Genomic DNA, 16,465 nt, shown 5'->3' on the forward strand with positions numbered 1-16,465 from the left:
CGGATTCAGCGGCTTTTCACCATCTCACCTGTATGTTCCGCGCCATGCGCGTGAACTGGTGATCTTGTGCGCACATCTGTCTATTCGCCATGCCCTCTTGCCTACTTACATACAGCTTTGTATGTTTGTTTCTAACCGGCCCGATGGCGGGCGGCCTGATGTGAGGAGTTCGATGGCGAACAAGGTCTACGTCGTCGGCGTCGGCATGACGAAGTTCGAGAAGCCGGGGCGACGCAAGAACGAGGACGGCAGCAGCTGGGATTACCCGGATATGGCTCGCGAGTCCGGCACCAAGGCGCTGGCGGACGCGGGCATCGACTACCGGGAGATCGAGCAGGCGTACGTCGGATACGTGTACGGCGAATCCACCTCGGGCCAGCGCGCGGTCTACGAACTCGGCATGACCGGCATCCCGGTGGTGAACGTCAACAACAACTGCTCCACCGGTTCCACCGCGCTCTACCTTGCCGCACAGGCGATTCGGGGCGGGCTCGCGGAGTGCACGCTGGCGCTGGGCTTCGAGAAGATGCAGCCGGGTTCGCTGGGCTCCAGCTATGACGACCGTGAACAGCCCATGGCCAAGCATGTGATGGCGCTCGCGGAGATCTCCGAGGTGCTGTTCCCGGTGGCCCCGTGGATGTTCGGCGCGGCCGGCCGCGAGCATATGGAGAAGTACGGCACCACGCTCGAGCACTTCGCCAAGATCGGCTACAAGAACCACAAGCATTCGGTGAACAACCCGTACGCGCAGTTCCAGGAGGAGTACTCGCTCGAGGACATCCTGAACTCGCGGATGATCTACAACCCGCTCACCAAACTGCAGTGCTCACCCACCTCGGACGGTTCCGGCGCGGCCATTCTGGCCAGCGAGGAATTCGTGGAGCGGCACGATCTGGCGGCGCAGGCGGTGGAGATCGTCGGGCAGACCATGACCACCGATTTCCAGTCCACCTTCGACGGCAGCGCCAAGAACCTCATCGGCTACGACATGAATGTGCAAGCGGCCGAGAAGGTTTACGCGCAGGCGGGCCTGGGCCCGGAGGACTTCCAGGTCATCGAGCTGCACGACTGCTTCTCCGCCAATGAGCTGCTGCTGTACGAGGCCCTGGGCCTGGCCAAGGAAGGCGAGGCCGGTCAGCTCATCGACGCGGGCCAGACCACCTACGGCGGCAAGTGGGTGGTGAACCCGTCCGGCGGGCTCATCTCCAAGGGACATCCTTTGGGCGCAACGGGTTTGGCGCAGTGCAGTGAACTCACCTGGCAGCTGCGCGGCACCGCCGACAAGCGGCAGGTGGACAACGTCACCGCCGCGCTCCAGCACAACATCGGCCTGGGCGGCGCGGCGGTCATCACCGCCTATCAGCGCGCCGACCGCTGAATCACGCAGTACCCGAACAGCTTTCATCACAAGACTCGACGAGGAGCACCTCTCATGGGACATATCGAAGCCAGCAAGGACCTGACCGCCTCCCCGGACGCCCTGTGGGCCGTCGTCTCCGATCCGCAGACCTGGGACAAGTGGTTCTCCATTCACGAGCGCTGGCTGGAGGAGCCCCCGGCCGTGCTGGCCCCCGGCTCCAAACTGGTCGCCAAGATCCTCATGCTGGGCATGGCGAACAAGATCGAATGGGTGGTGGAGAGCGTCGACACCCCGAATCGCCTGGTGCTCAGCGGAACCGGCATGGCCGGCGTGAAGGTGCAGTTCGCCTTCGACATCACCCCCGAGGGCACCGGCAGCAAGTTCTCCGTCTCCGGTGACTTCGAGGGCGCGCTCATCAAGGGCGCACTCGGCAAGGCGGTCGAGAAGGACGGCCTGAACCAGCTCGACAAGACGCTGACCGCGCTCGACGCGCTGGCGACGGCGGCCTGAGATGTCGGGCAGCGCAGTCGAATTCAATGCATCCGGGCTCAATGTCTGGAGCGATGAGGAACCCTTCGAGGTCACCGGCGAGCGCATCGCCGAATACGCGGCCGCCACCAACGATCCCATCGAAGCGCACCTCAAAGGCGCTGTCGCACCGCCGATCTTCGGCATCGTCCCGGTCTTCGAGGCCATGATGATGCCGGTGCTCGAGGTGGTGCCGATGGATATCTTCGGCCGGGTCGTGCACGGCGAGCAGGATTTCCACTTCCACCGGCCGATCCGCCCCGGCGATCAGCTGGTATCGCGGGCCAAGGCCATCGGCTACGAGGGGAAGGACAATGGCTCGACCATCACCATCCTCATCGAATGCCGGGCGCAGGACGGTGAACTCGTCAATGAGCAGTATCTGACGGCGTTCTTCCGCAATGTGAACGCGGGCCCCAAGGTCGGCGACGGCGCGCCCTCGCACCGTTTCGACGCGGCGCTGGCCGCACAGCCCGCGCTGTTCACCGTGCCCGCGCACGTGGATCTGGATCAGACGTACCGGTATTCGCCCGCCTCGGGCGATCCGGTGCCGCTGCACCTGGACGAGCAGGTCGCCAAGGACGCGGGCCTGCCCGGCATCATCGCGCACGGCCTGTGCACCATGGCCATGTCCTCCTGGGCGGTGCTCACCGAAACGGCGGGCTCCGATGTCGGCCGCCTGCGCCGCTTCGCGGTGCGCTTCTCCAAGATGGTCTTCCCCGGTGACGACCTGGAGACCCGGATCTGGCGCAAGAGCGCCGAGAACGGGGAAACCACCTACGCCTTCGAAACCGGCCGCGGTGCAGACCTGGTATTGACCGACGGCCTCGCCGTCATCGCCGACTGAGTTCGGGCACAAGACTTTTCGAATCCGTAAGGGAGCAGGACATGGGAGCACTGGAAGGACGGGTCGCCGTCATCACCGGCGCGGGCCGCGGTATCGGCCGCGAGCACGCGCTGCTCTTCGCGCGGGAGGGCGCGGCCGTCGTGGTGAACGACCTGGGCGGCAGCAATTCCGGTGAAGGCGCGGATGCCGGGCCCGCGCAGGAGGTGGTGAACGAGATCGTCGCCGCAGGGGGGCGCGCGATCGCGAACACCAGTAATGTTGCGGACTGGGCGGGTGCGAAAGAGCTTGTCGAGCAAGCTATCTCGGAATTCGGGCGGCTCGACGTGGTGGTCAACAACGCGGGCATCCTGCGCGACGCCTTCATCGCGGGTATGGATGAGTCGCAGTGGGATTCGGTGGTCGCGGTGCATCTGAAGGGGCATGCGGCGGTACTGCATCACGCCGCCGCGTACTGGAAGGATCAGTCCAAGGCGGGCAATCAGCCCAATGCCGCGGTCATCAATACCGCCTCGGCCTCGGGCACCACGGTGCCCAATGCCGGACAGGCCAATTACGGTGCGGCCAAGGCCGGTATCGCCGCGCTCACCCTGGTGGCCGCCGATGAGCTGGCCCGCTACGGCGTGCGCGTGAATGCCATTGCGCCCATTGCCCGTACACGGCTCACCCTGGCCACCCCGGGTATGGGCGCGATGATGGCCGCCGAGGCCGAAGCCGTGGAGGAGGGCGATTTCGACGCCTTCAGCCCCGCCAATATCTCCCCGCTGGTGGCGTACCTGGCCACCGAGAAGTGCCCGATCAACGGCAAGGTGTTCGCCGTACAGGGCGGTGCGATCTCTGAACTCGCGGGCTGGCACGACGTGAAGACCATCGAAACCGAAGGGCCGTGGCTGGTCGACGATATCGCCGCCCGCCTGCCCTGAGACCAATTGGAGAACAACGATGTTCGAATGGTCCGAGACCGATGAACTGATCCGCTCGGCGGTACGCGGTTTCATCGACAAGGAGATCCGCCCGCAGCTGGACGGTCTGGACAGCGGCGAGGTGTCGCCGTACCCGATCATCCGGAAACTGTTCAGCGAGTTCGGAATCGACGTGCTGGGTGCGGAGTCGATCGAGAAACTGCTGGCCAAGCAGCGTAAGCGGGAGGAAGCGCTCGCAGCCGGAGAACCGCTGCCGGAGAAGAAGGAACGCAAGTCCGGCGACGGCGGCCCGTTCTCCGGGCAGGAATCGATGATGGCGGTGCTGATCGCCGAACTCTCCGGCGTCTGCATGGGTTTGGTCACCGCCATGGGTGTCAGCATCGGTCTCGGCGCGACCACCATCATGTCGCGCGGCACGCTGGCTCAGAAGGAACGCTGGCTCGGCGATATCGTGACCATGAAAAAGGTTGCGGCATGGGCGATCACGGAACCGGATTCGGGCTCGGACGCCTTCGGCGGTATGAAGACCTACGTCCGCCGCGACGGTGAGGACTACATCCTCAACGGCCAGAAGACCTTCATCACCAATGGCCCGTTCGCCGATGTGGTGGTCGTCTACGCCAAGCTCGACGAGGGCGACGGCGCGGACAAACGCGATCGCAAGGTGCTGACCTTCGTACTCGACAAGGGTATGGAGGGTTTCGCGCAAGGCAAGCCGTTCAAGAAGATGGGCCTGCACGCCTCGCCGACCGGTGAGCTCTTCTTCGACAATGTGCGGCTGTCCAAGGATCGCCTGCTCGGCGAGACCGAGGAGCACAAGGGCGGTGACGGACGCGAAAGCGCCCGAACGAGTTTCACCGCCGAGCGCGTCGGCGTCGCCTTCATGGCGCTGGGCATCGTGAACGAATGTCACCGGCTCTCTTTGGATTACGCGAAGAACCGCAAGCTGTGGGGCCAGGAGATCGGGCGCTTCCAGCTGGTGCAGTTGAAGCTGGCGAAGATGGAGATCGCCCGCATCAATATCCAGAACATGGTGTTCAGCGTGCTGGAACGCGGTCGCGCGGGTAAGCAGCCCTCGCTCGCGGAGGCCTCGGCCATGAAGCTGTACTGCTCGGAGACCGCCACCGAGGTCGCCATGGAGGCGGTGCAGCTCTTCGGCGGCAACGGCTACATGTCCGAGTACCACGTGGAGCAGCTGGCGCGCGACGCCAAGTCGCTCATGATCTACGCGGGCAGCAATGAAATCCAGGTCACCCATGTGGCGAAGGGATTGCTCGGGCGATGACCGGCTCCGATCACAGCGTGGTGATCGAGGCCGCGCGGGAGTACGCCGGGGTGCGGACGCGGGAACTGTCGGTCGCGGGGACGGGACCGACAGTTGTTCTCCTGCACGGATATTGCGATAGCGCCGACACCTGGCGCGGTGTGCTGACCCGGCTGGCCGCGGCCGGGCGGCGCGCCCTCGCCGTGGATCTGCCCGGCTTCGGCCTGGCCGATGCGCGGCGGCCCGGGGCGCTGACGCCGCAGTTCGACGCTTTCGTGGACGCGCTCGTCGCGGCGCACGGACCCGTAGTGCTGGTGGGTAATTCGCTGGGAGCCGCCACCGCGCTGCATGCGGCGGCGCGCGATCGGGAGGGGCGCGTGCGCGGGCTCGTCACCCTGGACGAACCGCTGCTGGCGCGCCATCTCCCCGCGCGGGTGGTGCGGCTCGGTGAGTTCCGGCGGCTGTTCGACCTCGCCGGTCGGCTGCCGGTGCCGGATCGCCTGGTGCACTGGACGGTTCGACACGGGGTGCAGCGCTTCGTCTACGGCCCGGGATATCGTGCCGATCCCGCATTCGTCGCCACCGCGCTGCGGTCGGTGCCGAATATGGCGGCGGCGGCCGAACGCGGGCGGGACGCCGTCCGATACGCCCGCGAACACCCGGGCGGGCACGGTGCTCGCACCGTTTCCTGTCCGGTGGCGGTGGTGCACGGCGCGAAGGATCGCATCATCCCGGTGCGCGCGAGCCGCGAACTGCACGCCCTGCTGCCGGGCAGTGAGCTCACGGTGCTGCCGAAAGCCGGGCACTGCCCACAGCTGGACGAGCCGGACAACGTGACCGCACTCGTGCTCGGCATTCTTGCCCGCGCGGACGGGCATCGGGAGCACGCTGGATGACATATCCCCGCTCCGGCATCGAGGAGACGAAATGACGCTGGCAACAGTGATTTCCGGAAAAGTAGTGGTCATCACCGGCGGCGCGCGCGGTATCGGTTTCGCGACCGCCCGCCGCTTGCGCGACCTCGGCGCGCAGGTCGCCATCGGCGATGTCGACGAGGCCAAGGTCAAGGAGTCCGGCGCGGATCTCGGGCTGGAGGTGTACGGGAAACTCGACGTCACCGATCCGGACGGATTCTCCGCCTTCCTCGATGAGGTGGAGCGGCGGCTGGGGCCGGTCGACGTGCTGGTCAACAATGCCGGGATCATGCCGGCGGGGGCCTTCGATCAGGAGCCGGAGCGGGTCACCCGGCGCATTCTGGATATCAATGTCTACGGGGTGGCGGTCGGCAGCAAACTGGCCGCGCAGCGAATGTTGCCGCGCGGCAGGGGAACCGTCATCAATATCGCCTCGCTGGCGGGGGAGGCGACCACGCCCGGGCTGGCCACCTACTGCGCGAGCAAGGCGGCGGTGCTGGCGCTCACCGATACGCTGCGGCTCGAATATCACGAGTCCGGGGTGAATTTCTGTTCGGTGCTGCCGACCTTCACCAATACCGAACTCATCGCGGGGACACAGGGGGCCAAGGGCCTCAAGAACGCCGAACCGGGGGATATCGCCGAGGCGGTCGCCAAACTCATCGCACAGCCGCGGCGGCGGGTGGCGGTCACCCGGCTCGCCGGACTGCTGGTGGCCTCGCAGCACTACATGCCGCGCCGGGCCAGTGAGGCGCTGGGCCGGGCATTCGGCTTGGAGCACGTCTTCCTCGACGAGGTGGATCAGGACGCGCGCCGCGCCTATGAACAGCGCGCCCGCGGACTCGACTGAATCACGCTCGGCGGAAACGGTTCATCACCGGGCGCACCGGATCAATGAGCACCGCGCCATCGGCGCGAACAATCGAATCAGCACGGCCATGCCCTGAGATCAGCACGGCCAGGTCATGAATGGAGCACCGTTGACCGAGCAGCCCAACAGTCTGTGCGCGGCATTTCAAGCCACCGCCGCACGACATCCGGATCAGGTGGCGCTGCGCGGTCCCGGCGGGACGCCGAGCTACACCTGGGCCGAATACGCCGACCGGGTACGCAAGCTGGCGACCGGACTGACCGCCCTCGGCGTGCGGGCCGGGGACACGGTGGCGATCATGCTCACCAATGTGCCGGAATTCCATCTGGCCGATACGGCCGTGCTGCACACCGGTGCGACGCCGTTCTCCATCTACAACACCTTTACGGCGGAACAGGTTTCGCATCTGTTCGGCAATGCGGGCAACAGGGTGGTGGTGACCGAGACCCAGTTCGTGGACAAGCTGCGGGCCGCGAATATCGACGGGCAGGTGCAGCATTTCATCTGTGTCGACGGGCCGGTCGAGGGCGGATACACGCTCGACGAGGTGGCGGGGCTGACCGCGCCCGACTTCGATTTCGACGCGGCTTGGCGTGCGGTACAGGCGGATTCGCTGCTGACGCTGGTCTATACCTCCGGCACCACCGGTCCGCCCAAGGGCGTCGAGCTGACGCACGCCAATATGCTGGCCGAATTCTCGGCCGTGGACGGGGTTTTCGAGGTGCGGCCGCAGGATCGGGTGATCTCGTATCTGCCCGACGCGCACCTGGCCAATCGAGCTTTCGGGCATTACAACAACCTCATCGAGGGGGTGCAGGTCACCGCGGTGGCCGATCCGAAACAGCTGGTCGCCGCGCTCGCGGAGGTGCGGCCGACGCTGTTCCTGGCGGTGCCCGCCATTTGGTACAAGCTCAAGGCCGGTATCGAAAATATTGTGGCGCAAGAGAGTTCGGTCAAGCGCGCATTGGTCGGCTGGGCTATCGGCGTGGGAACCGAAGTGGCGCGGCGCAATTCGGATCGGCGGCCGATCCCGATCGCACTGAGCTGGCAGCACGCGGCGGCGGAGCGGCTCGTGCTGAGCACGCTGCGCGCGAAGATGGGCTTGGATCAGGTGCGCGCCGCCATCACCGGGGCCTCGCCCATCGCGCCCGATGCCATGGCTTTCATTCTGGGACTGGGCATTCCGGTGTACGAGGGCTGGGGGATGACCGAGACCTCGGCCGCCGCCACCCTGAACCGGCCCGGCGGCATTCGAATCGGCACCGTCGGGACGGCGCTGCCCGGTACCGAGGTCACCGTCGCCGAGGACGGGGAACTGCTGGTGCGCGGACCGCTCATCATGCGCGGGTACCGGCATGATCCGGAGCAGACCGCCGCGGCCATCGACGCCGACGGCTGGATGCACACCGGCGATATCGGGACCATCGACGCGGACGGCTATATCCGCATCGTCGATCGCAAGAAGGAACTCATCATCAACGCGGCGGGCAAGAATATGTCGCCGTCGAATATCGAAGGGGCGGTGAAGGTCAGCTGTGCGCTGGTGGGTGCGGCCATCGCCATCGGCGACAATCGCAAGTTCGTGACCGCGCTGTTCACCCTCGATCCGGATGCCTGTGCCGCCTATGCCGCACAGCACGGGCTGCCCGACGCGTCGCCCGCGGTGCTCGCCGCCGATCCGGGTGTGCTCGCGGTCGTCGAAGCGGGAGTCCGCGCCGCCAATGAGCGGCTCGCGCGGGTCGAGCAGATCAAGAAGTACACGGTGCTGCCGGTGACCTGGGAGCCGGGCGGTGATGAGCTGACCCCGAAGATGTCGCTCAAGCGCAAGCCGATCGCCGCGAAGTACGCCGCCGAGATCGAGGCGCTGTACGAGTGATTCCGGCCGTACGGTGTGCCAAAAGATAACTGACGGTCGGTTCGTGCGACTATCGCGGCATGACATCGCTGTCGGATCTGCTCCCCGAAGACGCGATCGAACTGGATGTGCCCGCAGAGGACTGGCGTTCGGCCATTGCCGCCGCCGGTAGCCTGCTGACCGCCACGGGCGTGGCCACGGCCGACTACACCGACGAGATGATCCGCAATGTCGAGGACAACGGGCCGTACATCGTCATCGCGCCCGGGTTCGCGTTCGCGCACGCCCGGCCCTCACCGGCGGTGCAGCGCACCGGAATGTCGTGGGTGCGATTGCGCGAGCCGGTCGCGTTCGGGAGCCCGAACGATCCGGTGGATCTGGTGGTCGCGCTGGCGGCCACCGACTCCGGGGTGCATACCGATGCCATGGCCGCGCTGGCCCGGTTGCTGCTGGAAGCGGGTGCGGATGAACGCTTGCGGGCGGTCGCGACACCGCGCGAACTGCGGGCGCTGATCGCGGGGGAGGATGCGGCGGAAGGGACCATGCCGTCCGTCGTGGCCACCCCCGTCGCGGAGCCGGAGCCCGAGCCGGATACTGAAACCGGTACGGCGGCAACGGCTTCCGGAGCGTCGCGCGGCAGCGGCCCGGTCACCATCCTCACCGTGTGCGGGAACGGCGTCGGCACCAGCCTGTTCCTCAAGAGCACCCTCGAAAAGGTGCTGACCCGCTGGAACTGGTCGCCGTACGTGAATGTCGAAGCCACCGACACCATTTCGGCCAAGGGCAAGGCGAGCGAGGCGGTCGCCATCCTCACCTCGGGGGAGATCGCGAAAACACTGGGGGATGTCGGTATTCCGGTGGAGGTCGTGGAGAACTTCACCAGCACAGCCGAAGTCGACCGCAGGCTGCGCGAACTCTTCGACGTGTAGGAAGGCGAGCCCGCAGTGAACGTCGTACTGGCCATTGCCAAGTTCATCGTCAACGAAATCCTCAGCCAGCCCGCGTATCTCATCGGCATCATCACCGCGGTCGGGCTGATCGCGCTGCGCAAATCGACCGGGCAGGTGGTCGGCGGGGCCATCAAGGCGACGCTGGGATTCCTGCTCATCGGAGCGGGCGCGGGACTGGTGGTGCTATCGCTGAAACCGCTCGGCATCATGATCCAGGGGGCGCTGGGCGCGCACGGGGTCATCCCCACCAATGAGGCGATCGTGGCCATCGCGCAGGCCGAATACGGTGCGCAGGTTACCTGGTTGATGATTCTCGGCTTCGCCATCAGCCTCGCGCTGGCGCGGTTCACACCGCTGCACTATGTCTTCCTCACCGGGCATCACATGCTGTTCATGGCGACCATGCTGACCATGGTGCTCGCGGTGGCGGGGTTCTCCACACCGGTGGTCGTGGTCATCGGCGGCGTTCTGCTCGGCATTGTGATGGTCTCGCTGCCCGCACTGTCGCAGGCGTATACGCGGCGGGTGACCGGCGGTGACGATGTGGCGATCGGGCATTTCGGCACCGCCGGATATATCGCGGCGGGCGCGACCGGGCAGCTGGTCGGCAAGCGCAGTCGCAGCACCGAGGAGATGAATCTACCGGAAGGACTGCGCTTCCTGCGGGATTCGATGGTCGCGACCGCGCTGTCCATGGTGATCCTGTATCTGACGCTGGCGATCGTCTACCTGGTGCGGGTGGGCGAGGACACCGCGTTCCAGGCGTTCGAGACCGGGGCGACCGATGTCGGCAACTACCTCATGAAAGCGGTGAGCCAGGGTCTGCAATTCGGAATCGCCGTCGCCGTCATCCTTTTCGGCGTGCGCACCATTCTGGGTGAGCTGGTTCCGGCGTTCCAGGGCATTGCCGCGCGCGTGGTGCCGGGTGCGATTCCCGCGCTGGACGCGCCGATCGTGTTCCCGTACGCGCAGAACGCGGTGCTGCTCGGCTTCATCAGCAGTTTCGTCGGCGGTCTCGTCATGCTGGGCGTGCTGACCTGGATTCTCAATCCCGCGTTCGGGCTGGCGCTGGTGCTGCCCGGGCTGGTGCCGCACTTCTTCACCGGCGGTGCGGCCGGGGTGTACGGCAATGCCACCGGTGGCCGTCGCGGCGCGGTGCTGGGCGCTTTCGTGAACGGCCTGCTCATCACCATTCTGCCCGCGCTGCTGTTGAAAGTGCTGGGGCCCTTCGGCGATGAGAACACCACCTTCGGTGACGCCGACTTCGGCTGGTTCGGCACGGCCATCGGCACCGCCGCCAAACTGGGCGGCTGGGGCGCGATCGCGCTGTCGCTGATCATCGGCGTGGTGATTCTGCTGGCCGCCATGCTGGTGCAGGTGAAAGTCGTTGCCACGGGCTGGGATCCGGGTGCGCGGCGCGATGCCATCCTCGGAATCATCCCGCCCGCGGCACATTACGAGGTGCCGCCGGAGGTGGGTGTGCGGCGGTACGCGAAGATACCGCCGCCGCAGGGCGCACCCGTGCCGCCCCCGCCGGAATAACCGGCTACCGCTTGCGCGCCATACCGCAGGCTATGAGTTGCTCCCAGACCGTCAATTCCATTGGGCCGGAACCGATTCGCGGCACATCGGCGGTGTCGGTACCGGTCTTCCAGCGGGCGCACGGCACCAGGCCGGGGTCGAGCACCTCGAGCTCGCCGAACAGGTCCTCGATCTCCTCCTCGGTGCGCCAGCGGCCGCGCCCGAAGGTCGCCTGCAGCATTTCTTCGGCCGCCTGCGTCTCCGGATTGTGGCCGGAACGGAAATGCGAGATGTAGAACAGGCTGTCCGGCACCGCCTGCTCGGCCCAGAACCGCACCACCTCGGCGGGTTTCTCCTCATCCTGCAGGTGATGCAGTGTGGCGCTGAAGATCACGCCGATCGGCCGGTCGAAATCGATGAGCCGCTTGACCTCCCGATGCTGCCGGATATCCGCCGGATCATGCAGATCGGCCTGGATGACCTGGGTGCTGGCATCGGTGGCCAGCAGCGCCCGGCCGTGCGTGAGCACGATCGGATCGTTGTCCACGTAGACCACCCGGGCATCGGGGACCAGCCGTTTGGCCACCTGATGCACATTGTCGGCGGTCGGCAGGCCGCTGCCCATATCCAGGAACTGGGTGATCCCCAGCCTGGTCATCTCGTGCACGGCGCGAATCAGCGCCTTCCGGTTGGAGAACGCGATCGCGACCGAGCCCGGCAGATCGTTCTTGAAATAGTCGCCGACCGCTCGATCGGCGGCATAGTTGTCCTGGCCGCCGAGCAGGTAGTCGTAGACCCGCGCGATACTCGGCTTGGACTGGTCCACCGGTATGTCATCAGCCATCTGAACACTCCCCTTTCAGGGCCCCCTTTACCCCGACAATCGTAGTCGAGTGTCCGAGTGTTCCGTTCCGGCCGAATCGATTTCAGACCGCGCGCAGGCGGGTGCGGCTGGCGTAGACGTGCTCGGCGATGAGGGTGGCGATGCGATCCGGGGCCTCCAGCATGGGCACGTGGCCCACATCGTGCATGACGATGCGATCCGCCGACTCGGGTAGCTCACGCAGGAAGCGTTTGGCGTACGCGCGGTACGGGATGATCCGGTCGTTCTCGCACATGAGCAGGCGGACAGGGGTTTTCAGCGTGGACAGATCCTCCAGATCCGGTGCGCGCAGCGCGCCCGCGATCATCGGCAGCATGGCCCGGCAGTGCAGTGCCGAGGTGATGGCCGCCTCGATGGCGCGGCGCGGGGCCGCGGCGGTGTTCTTGCTCAACACCATCGCCACCGCCTGCCGCACCGGCGCGCTGAACGCGATCGCGTCCGGCAGATGTTTGCCGATCTCCACCACCGGCACCAGCGACAGGAACTTCAAACCCACCCGAACCTGCAGCGCGGACGGGGTTTGCCAGCCGCCCGCCGGGGCGATAGCGGTGAGGGTGCGGGCCCGGCCGCGGCGCGCCAATTCGAAACCCACCCAGCCGCCGAGCGAATTGCCCGCGATATGGCAGGTGCGCCAGCCCAATTCATCCAGCTGGTCCTCCACCCGATCGGCAAGGGCACTGACATCGAGGTACCAGCCCTCGAGATCCGGTCCGCCCCAATGCCCGGTGAAGGCCGGAGCGAACACCTCGCAATGACTGGCCATCCGGTTCGCCACCTGCTCCCAGCAGTGCGGCGACATCATGAATCCGTGCAACAGCAGCAGCGGGTCCCCCGAGCCCGTATGAATGGCGCGCATGGGAGCGAGCGGGGCGGTGGGCTTGGCGGTGCCTGACGTCATCGTCATCACCCCTTCCTGGACCTCGATGTCCACGGAGAAGGTTCGGTATCGGCATTGTACGTTTGGGGGGTGCCCAAAATCCTCAGCTCGGTAAACGTCAATGGAGTGCGCGCCGCTGCCCCCAAGGGACTGCTCGCCTGGCTAGCGGTCACCGAGGCCGACATCATCTGCCTCCAGGAGACCCGAGCCACCGATGAGCAAACCCGTAGCGTGCTGGCTCCCGCGCTGGATGCGGGCTGGTTCCTGTCCAATGCCGAACCCGGCGTGAAAGGCCGTGCGGGGGTAGCCATCCTCTCCCGCCGCGCCCCCGATGCCATCCGCATCGGCGTCGGCGCGTTCGAGGGCGAAACCTGGACTCCGGTAAGCGAATTCGCCGCGCTCGGCCGCTACATCGAAGCCGACTTCGACGAGTTGACGGTGGCGTCGGTCTACGTCCACACCGGTGAAGCCGACACCCCCATGCAAGACGAGAAGTACCGCTTCCTCGACGCCATCGGCGCTCGCATGACCACCATCGACCGCGATTTCGTCATCAGCGGCGACTGGAATATCGGCCACACCGAACTCGACATCAAGAACTGGAAGGGCAATATCAAGAACTCCGGCTTCCTCCCCGAGGAACGAGCCTGGGTCTCCTCCATGCTCGCCGCCGGCTACCGAGACGTAGTCCGGGATTTGAACCCCGGCGTCCCCGGCCCCTACAGCTGGCACTCCTACCGAGGCCGCGCCTTCGACAACGACGCAGGCTGGCGTATCGACTACCAGTTGGCCCGAGGCGATATCGCCGCGCGCGCCAAGCAGGCGGTGGTGGAGAAGGCCGCCACCTACGCCGAGCGCTGGTCCGACCACGCTCCCGTGACGGTCCAATACCGGTGAATATCTCGTCCAAGACGCGTGCGTGGCTGGTGCTCGGCGGGGCGCTGGTGATGGTGCTGGTGGCCGTCCTGGTGTCGCGCGGTGGCGGTCATGACACCGATACCGGGAGCAAGACCTCGGTTACCGCGAGTGCGGCCGCAAAGACGACCACCGCGCCCAAACCCGGGCCGCGCACCACTGTGCCTGGGGCGGCGGAGGTTACGGGCACCCGTGCGCCCGGTGTGCCGGATCGCGCGTATGCCACGTTGGTGGAGATCGATGCGGGGCGGTGGCCGGGGTCGGCCAATGCGCCGGGGACGCACGGCGGGGATACCTGGATGAATCGGGGCGGGGATCTGCCCGCCAAGGATTCCGGGGGGAAGAAGATCACGTATCAGGAATGGGATGTGAACCCCAAGAAGGCGGGGCAGGGGCGCGATGCCGAGCGGATCGTCACCGGGAGTGATGGTTCGGCCTATTACACCGGGGACCACTACAACACTTTCACGAGGATGCGCTGATGACCGAGGCGATATCGCTTTCGCAGTTCCTCTCCACCGCACCGGTTTCCGGTGTGAGCGCGGGTGTGGCGACTCCGGTGCTCGGGGTGCTGCCGGTCAGCGCGGCCGAGTTCTCCGGTGTGCGAAGCCAATTGCCGGACAGCTATATCGCGCGCGAGCTGCGGGCTCGCAAGATGCGGACTGTCGCTGAGGTTTTCGATGAGTTCGCGGCCGCGTTCCAGTTCCCCTACTACTTCGGGCAGAACAAGGACGCGTTCGATGAATGCCTGCGTGACCTCGATGAATTCGTCGGCCCGGCACAGGGATACGTCGTGGTCGTCCGCAATGCGGCGCTGCTGCTCACCGATCAGCCCGCCGAACGGGACTGGTTCGCCGAGGCCATGACCGATGCCGCCGCCACCTGGTCGGCCAAGGGTGTGGCGCTGCGGGTGGTGCTTCAGGACGCCGTTCCCGGGGGTATCGACGCGGTGCCGCTGACCTGGTCGGAGAACGCCACTCGCGGTTGAGGTCTCCCGGAGCTACTCGGCGCGGAGCCGGGCGGCCAGATCCTCGCCGAGTAGGACGAACACGTCCGTGGTGTGCTCGATCAGTTCGGCTCGGGTGAGCGGGAGATCACCGTGCAGCCAGGACGTCAGCGTCTGGATCAGGCCGCCCACCAGATATGTTGCGCGGAAGGTGATTACGGGGTCGGGGTCGGCTTCGGTCAGGCCGTAGAAGTCGATCCCCTCCGCCGCTACCAGGTTGGCGAACACCTTGGTGGTGTGGATGGTGCGGGTGCGGAGTTCGGGGGTGGCGGAGCTGACTATCAAGGCCACGTGGGCTTTTCGAGGGTCCTCGGTGAGGAGTTCGATCCCGGCGGTGATGGCGGCGTGGGCCTTGGCGCGGGGCGCGGCGGGGGCCGTTTGCACCGCCGTGATCAGCACCGTCGCCAGCTCTTCGGCGATGGTGTCGAACAGCGCGGACAGGACCGCTTCGCGGCTGTCGAAATTCTCGTAGTAGTAGCGCTCGTTCAGGCCCGCGGCGGAGCAGAGCGCGGAGACGGTGAGCTTGTCCAGGCCCTGGGTGCCGAGGATGTCGAGGGCGGCGTCGAGCAGGGCGGTGCGGCGCTGGGTGCGGCGTTCCGCCGCCGAGATGCCGCCGTAGGTCCGTTGCCCGGTCACGGGTTGATTCTGGCATGGACGCAATTCTGGTAGTAGGTCTTGCCAGAATTGTGATTCTGGGGGACTCTATTTCCAGATGGCGTGGCCTGCGCCACAGCGCACCAGGAGGCAACGATGCCTGCACAGACCGGGTACTTCTCCGATGACTCGATGATCAGGCGGGTCATGCGCAAGCGCGCGGTGGGTCTCACCTACGGGCAGCGCGCACTGGTCATCGGTGCGGTGCACCCGCTGCTCTACGTCGGCACCGCGGAGAACACCCAGCATCGGACCACGCCGTACACGCGACTCGCCTTGACCGGCAAGCTCTTCGAAGCCGTCTCCCTCGGCACCCGCGAGGAAGCCGATCGGGCCCGCGCCTTCACCCGCAAGCGGCACAGCACCGTCAGCGGCGCACTGCCCGAGGACGCGGGGGAGCGCAATCCGGCGGGCACCCGGTACTCCGCGCACGATCCACAGCTCATGTTCATGACCATGGCCTTCACCTTCGACTCCGCCGAGGTCATGCACGATCTGCTGGTCCGCAAACTCACCCCGAATGAGCGCGAGGGGCTGTACCAGGACTATTGCCGCTGGGGCGAACTCTTCGGCATGCCCCGCGAAGCCGCGCCCGCGACCTACGCCGACTTCCGCCGCGTCTACGACGGCTACCTGGCCTCGGACGAGGTCTTCCTCACCGACGAAGCCAAACTGGTCGGCTCCTACCTGATGGGCCAGCGCATCGCCTACCCCATGCCGATGCCGGTGCAGCAGGCCCTCGGCGGCTTCAACCTGCTCGTCCAGGGCAGCCTCCCGCCGCGCATCCGCGATATGTACGAGCTGAATTGGGGCATTCGCGAGGAAGTCGCCTGCCGCACCCTCGCCCAGGCCCTCCGCACCGCGCACTACTCACCACCCCTGGCCCCCAAACTGCTGCGCGCCCAGCTCACCGGCCCCAGCTACCCGCTCTACCGCCTCGCGACACGCCGGGAACAACGCCTGGTCGCCTCGGGCCGCCCGAGCATGCCGGGCGTGGATCCGCTGTCGCTGGCAGCCCGAGCGGGCTGAGCGCCCGCCTGTCGCGGCCGGGTCCGACGGGCCGAGAACGCCCCGGACCGGCCTGTTGGCACCGCGCGGAA

17 protein-coding genes are annotated in these 16,465 nt (G+C 66.5%); 14 read left to right on the forward strand and 3 right to left on the reverse strand.

Annotation, left to right across the window (positions count from 1 at the left end):
* The first annotated feature begins 172 nt into the window (after positions 1–172).
* From ACFC0O_RS29685 to ACFC0O_RS29730, 10 genes are all read left to right on the forward strand, one after another.
* Entirely contained in the window at positions 173–1,378 is a 1,206-nt protein-coding gene (locus tag ACFC0O_RS29685; protein WP_375963389.1) for a lipid-transfer protein, read from the forward strand.
* Positions 1,379–1,432: 54 nt separating this feature from the next.
* Positions 1,433–1,870, forward strand: a complete 438-nt coding sequence (locus tag ACFC0O_RS29690) for an SRPBCC family protein (RefSeq protein WP_364646054.1) — start codon at positions 1,433–1,435, stop codon at positions 1,868–1,870.
* Between the two features lies 1 nt (position 1,871).
* The gene (locus tag ACFC0O_RS29695) at positions 1,872–2,735 is read left to right on the forward strand and encodes a MaoC/PaaZ C-terminal domain-containing protein (RefSeq protein WP_375963393.1); all 864 of its coding nucleotides are present in this window, start codon (positions 1,872–1,874) and stop codon (positions 2,733–2,735) included.
* Positions 2,736–2,776: 41 nt separating this feature from the next.
* Complete coding sequence (locus ACFC0O_RS29700) at positions 2,777–3,655, forward strand: SDR family oxidoreductase (protein WP_375963396.1); 879 nt, start codon at positions 2,777–2,779, stop codon at positions 3,653–3,655.
* Positions 3,656–3,674: 19 nt separating this feature from the next.
* Positions 3,675–4,940: an acyl-CoA dehydrogenase family protein gene (locus ACFC0O_RS29705; protein WP_375963399.1), complete on the forward strand. Its 1,266-nt coding sequence runs from the start codon at positions 3,675–3,677 to the stop codon at positions 4,938–4,940.
* Complete coding sequence (locus ACFC0O_RS29710) at positions 4,937–5,815, forward strand: alpha/beta fold hydrolase (RefSeq protein ID WP_375963401.1); 879 nt, start codon at positions 4,937–4,939, stop codon at positions 5,813–5,815. Before ACFC0O_RS29705 ends, ACFC0O_RS29710 begins: the two co-directional genes overlap by 4 nt.
* Before the next feature lie 31 nt (positions 5,816–5,846).
* A complete protein-coding gene (locus ACFC0O_RS29715; protein ID WP_375963404.1) occupies positions 5,847–6,683 on the forward strand; it encodes an SDR family oxidoreductase in 837 nt (278 codons plus the stop codon).
* A gap of 115 nt (positions 6,684–6,798) precedes the next feature.
* A complete protein-coding gene (locus tag ACFC0O_RS29720; protein WP_375963407.1) occupies positions 6,799–8,580 on the forward strand; it encodes an AMP-dependent synthetase/ligase in 1,782 nt (593 codons plus the stop codon).
* A gap of 59 nt (positions 8,581–8,639) precedes the next feature.
* The gene (locus ACFC0O_RS29725) at positions 8,640–9,488 is read left to right on the forward strand and encodes a PTS sugar transporter subunit IIA (protein ID WP_375963410.1); all 849 of its coding nucleotides are present in this window, start codon (positions 8,640–8,642) and stop codon (positions 9,486–9,488) included.
* 15 nt (positions 9,489–9,503) lie between these two features.
* Positions 9,504–11,051: a PTS ascorbate transporter subunit IIC gene (locus ACFC0O_RS29730; protein ID WP_375963413.1), complete on the forward strand. Its 1,548-nt coding sequence runs from the start codon at positions 9,504–9,506 to the stop codon at positions 11,049–11,051.
* A gap of 4 nt (positions 11,052–11,055) precedes the next feature.
* Here the strand turns inward: ACFC0O_RS29730 and ACFC0O_RS29735 are convergent, their stop codons facing one another.
* Together ACFC0O_RS29735 and ACFC0O_RS29740 are read right to left on the reverse strand one after the other, a co-directional pair.
* The gene (locus tag ACFC0O_RS29735) at positions 11,056–11,874 is read right to left on the reverse strand and encodes an SAM-dependent methyltransferase (protein ID WP_375963415.1); all 819 of its coding nucleotides are present in this window, start codon (positions 11,872–11,874) and stop codon (positions 11,056–11,058) included.
* A gap of 82 nt (positions 11,875–11,956) precedes the next feature.
* Positions 11,957–12,817, reverse strand: a complete 861-nt coding sequence (locus tag ACFC0O_RS29740; RefSeq protein WP_375963417.1) for an alpha/beta fold hydrolase — start codon at positions 12,815–12,817, stop codon at positions 11,957–11,959.
* A gap of 63 nt (positions 12,818–12,880) precedes the next feature.
* On the opposite strand from ACFC0O_RS29740, the gene ACFC0O_RS29745 reads away from it, so the two are divergent.
* The 3 genes from ACFC0O_RS29745 to ACFC0O_RS29755 are packed head-to-tail and all read left to right on the forward strand — an operon-like array spanning position 12,881 to position 14,693.
* Positions 12,881–13,687: an exodeoxyribonuclease III gene (locus ACFC0O_RS29745; protein WP_375963419.1), complete on the forward strand. Its 807-nt coding sequence runs from the start codon at positions 12,881–12,883 to the stop codon at positions 13,685–13,687.
* The gene (locus ACFC0O_RS29750) at positions 13,684–14,187 is read left to right on the forward strand and encodes a ribonuclease domain-containing protein (RefSeq protein WP_375963421.1); all 504 of its coding nucleotides are present in this window, start codon (positions 13,684–13,686) and stop codon (positions 14,185–14,187) included. Before ACFC0O_RS29745 ends, ACFC0O_RS29750 begins: the two co-directional genes overlap by 4 nt.
* Positions 14,187–14,693, forward strand: a complete 507-nt coding sequence (locus ACFC0O_RS29755; protein WP_375963423.1) for a barstar family protein — start codon at positions 14,187–14,189, stop codon at positions 14,691–14,693. The genes ACFC0O_RS29750 and ACFC0O_RS29755 overlap by 1 nt, the downstream gene beginning before the upstream one ends.
* Before the next feature lie 12 nt (positions 14,694–14,705).
* Here the strand turns inward: ACFC0O_RS29755 and ACFC0O_RS29760 are convergent, their stop codons facing one another.
* Positions 14,706–15,347, reverse strand: coding sequence for a TetR/AcrR family transcriptional regulator (locus ACFC0O_RS29760; protein WP_375963425.1), 642 nt, complete (start codon positions 15,345–15,347; stop codon positions 14,706–14,708).
* 114 nt (positions 15,348–15,461) lie between these two features.
* Here ACFC0O_RS29760 and ACFC0O_RS29765 point away from each other — a divergent pair, with 114 nt between their 5' ends.
* Positions 15,462–16,394, forward strand: a complete 933-nt coding sequence (locus tag ACFC0O_RS29765) for an oxygenase MpaB family protein (RefSeq protein ID WP_375963428.1) — start codon at positions 15,462–15,464, stop codon at positions 16,392–16,394.
* The last annotated feature ends 71 nt before the right edge of the window (positions 16,395–16,465 follow it).

Source organism: Nocardia sp. NPDC056100 (assembly GCF_042266325.1).
Lineage (GTDB): Bacteria > Actinomycetota > Actinomycetes > Mycobacteriales > Mycobacteriaceae > Nocardia.

Excerpts from the sequence above, each read along its gene's own strand:
- ACFC0O_RS29685 (WP_375963389.1), top strand. The coding sequence starts at position 173 with ATGGCGAACAAGGTCTACGTCGTCGGCGTCGGCATGACGAAGTTCGAG.
- ACFC0O_RS29690 (WP_364646054.1), top strand. The coding sequence starts at position 1,433 with ATGGGACATATCGAAGCCAGCAAGGACCTGACCGCCTCCCCGGACGCC.
- ACFC0O_RS29695 (WP_375963393.1), top strand. The coding sequence starts at position 1,872 with ATGTCGGGCAGCGCAGTCGAATTCAATGCATCCGGGCTCAATGTCTGG.
- ACFC0O_RS29700 (WP_375963396.1), top strand. The coding sequence starts at position 2,777 with ATGGGAGCACTGGAAGGACGGGTCGCCGTCATCACCGGCGCGGGCCGC.
- ACFC0O_RS29705 (WP_375963399.1), top strand. The coding sequence starts at position 3,675 with ATGTTCGAATGGTCCGAGACCGATGAACTGATCCGCTCGGCGGTACGC.
- ACFC0O_RS29710 (WP_375963401.1), top strand. The coding sequence starts at position 4,937 with ATGACCGGCTCCGATCACAGCGTGGTGATCGAGGCCGCGCGGGAGTAC.
- ACFC0O_RS29715 (WP_375963404.1), top strand. The coding sequence starts at position 5,847 with ATGACGCTGGCAACAGTGATTTCCGGAAAAGTAGTGGTCATCACCGGC.
- ACFC0O_RS29720 (WP_375963407.1), top strand. The coding sequence starts at position 6,799 with ATGAATGGAGCACCGTTGACCGAGCAGCCCAACAGTCTGTGCGCGGCA.
- ACFC0O_RS29725 (WP_375963410.1), top strand. The coding sequence starts at position 8,640 with ATGACATCGCTGTCGGATCTGCTCCCCGAAGACGCGATCGAACTGGAT.
- ACFC0O_RS29735 (WP_375963415.1), bottom strand. The coding sequence starts at position 11,874 with ATGGCTGATGACATACCGGTGGACCAGTCCAAGCCGAGTATCGCGCGG.
- ACFC0O_RS29740 (WP_375963417.1), bottom strand. The coding sequence starts at position 12,817 with ATGACGATGACGTCAGGCACCGCCAAGCCCACCGCCCCGCTCGCTCCC.
- ACFC0O_RS29755 (WP_375963423.1), top strand. The coding sequence starts at position 14,187 with ATGACCGAGGCGATATCGCTTTCGCAGTTCCTCTCCACCGCACCGGTT.
- ACFC0O_RS29765 (WP_375963428.1), top strand. The coding sequence starts at position 15,462 with ATGCCTGCACAGACCGGGTACTTCTCCGATGACTCGATGATCAGGCGG.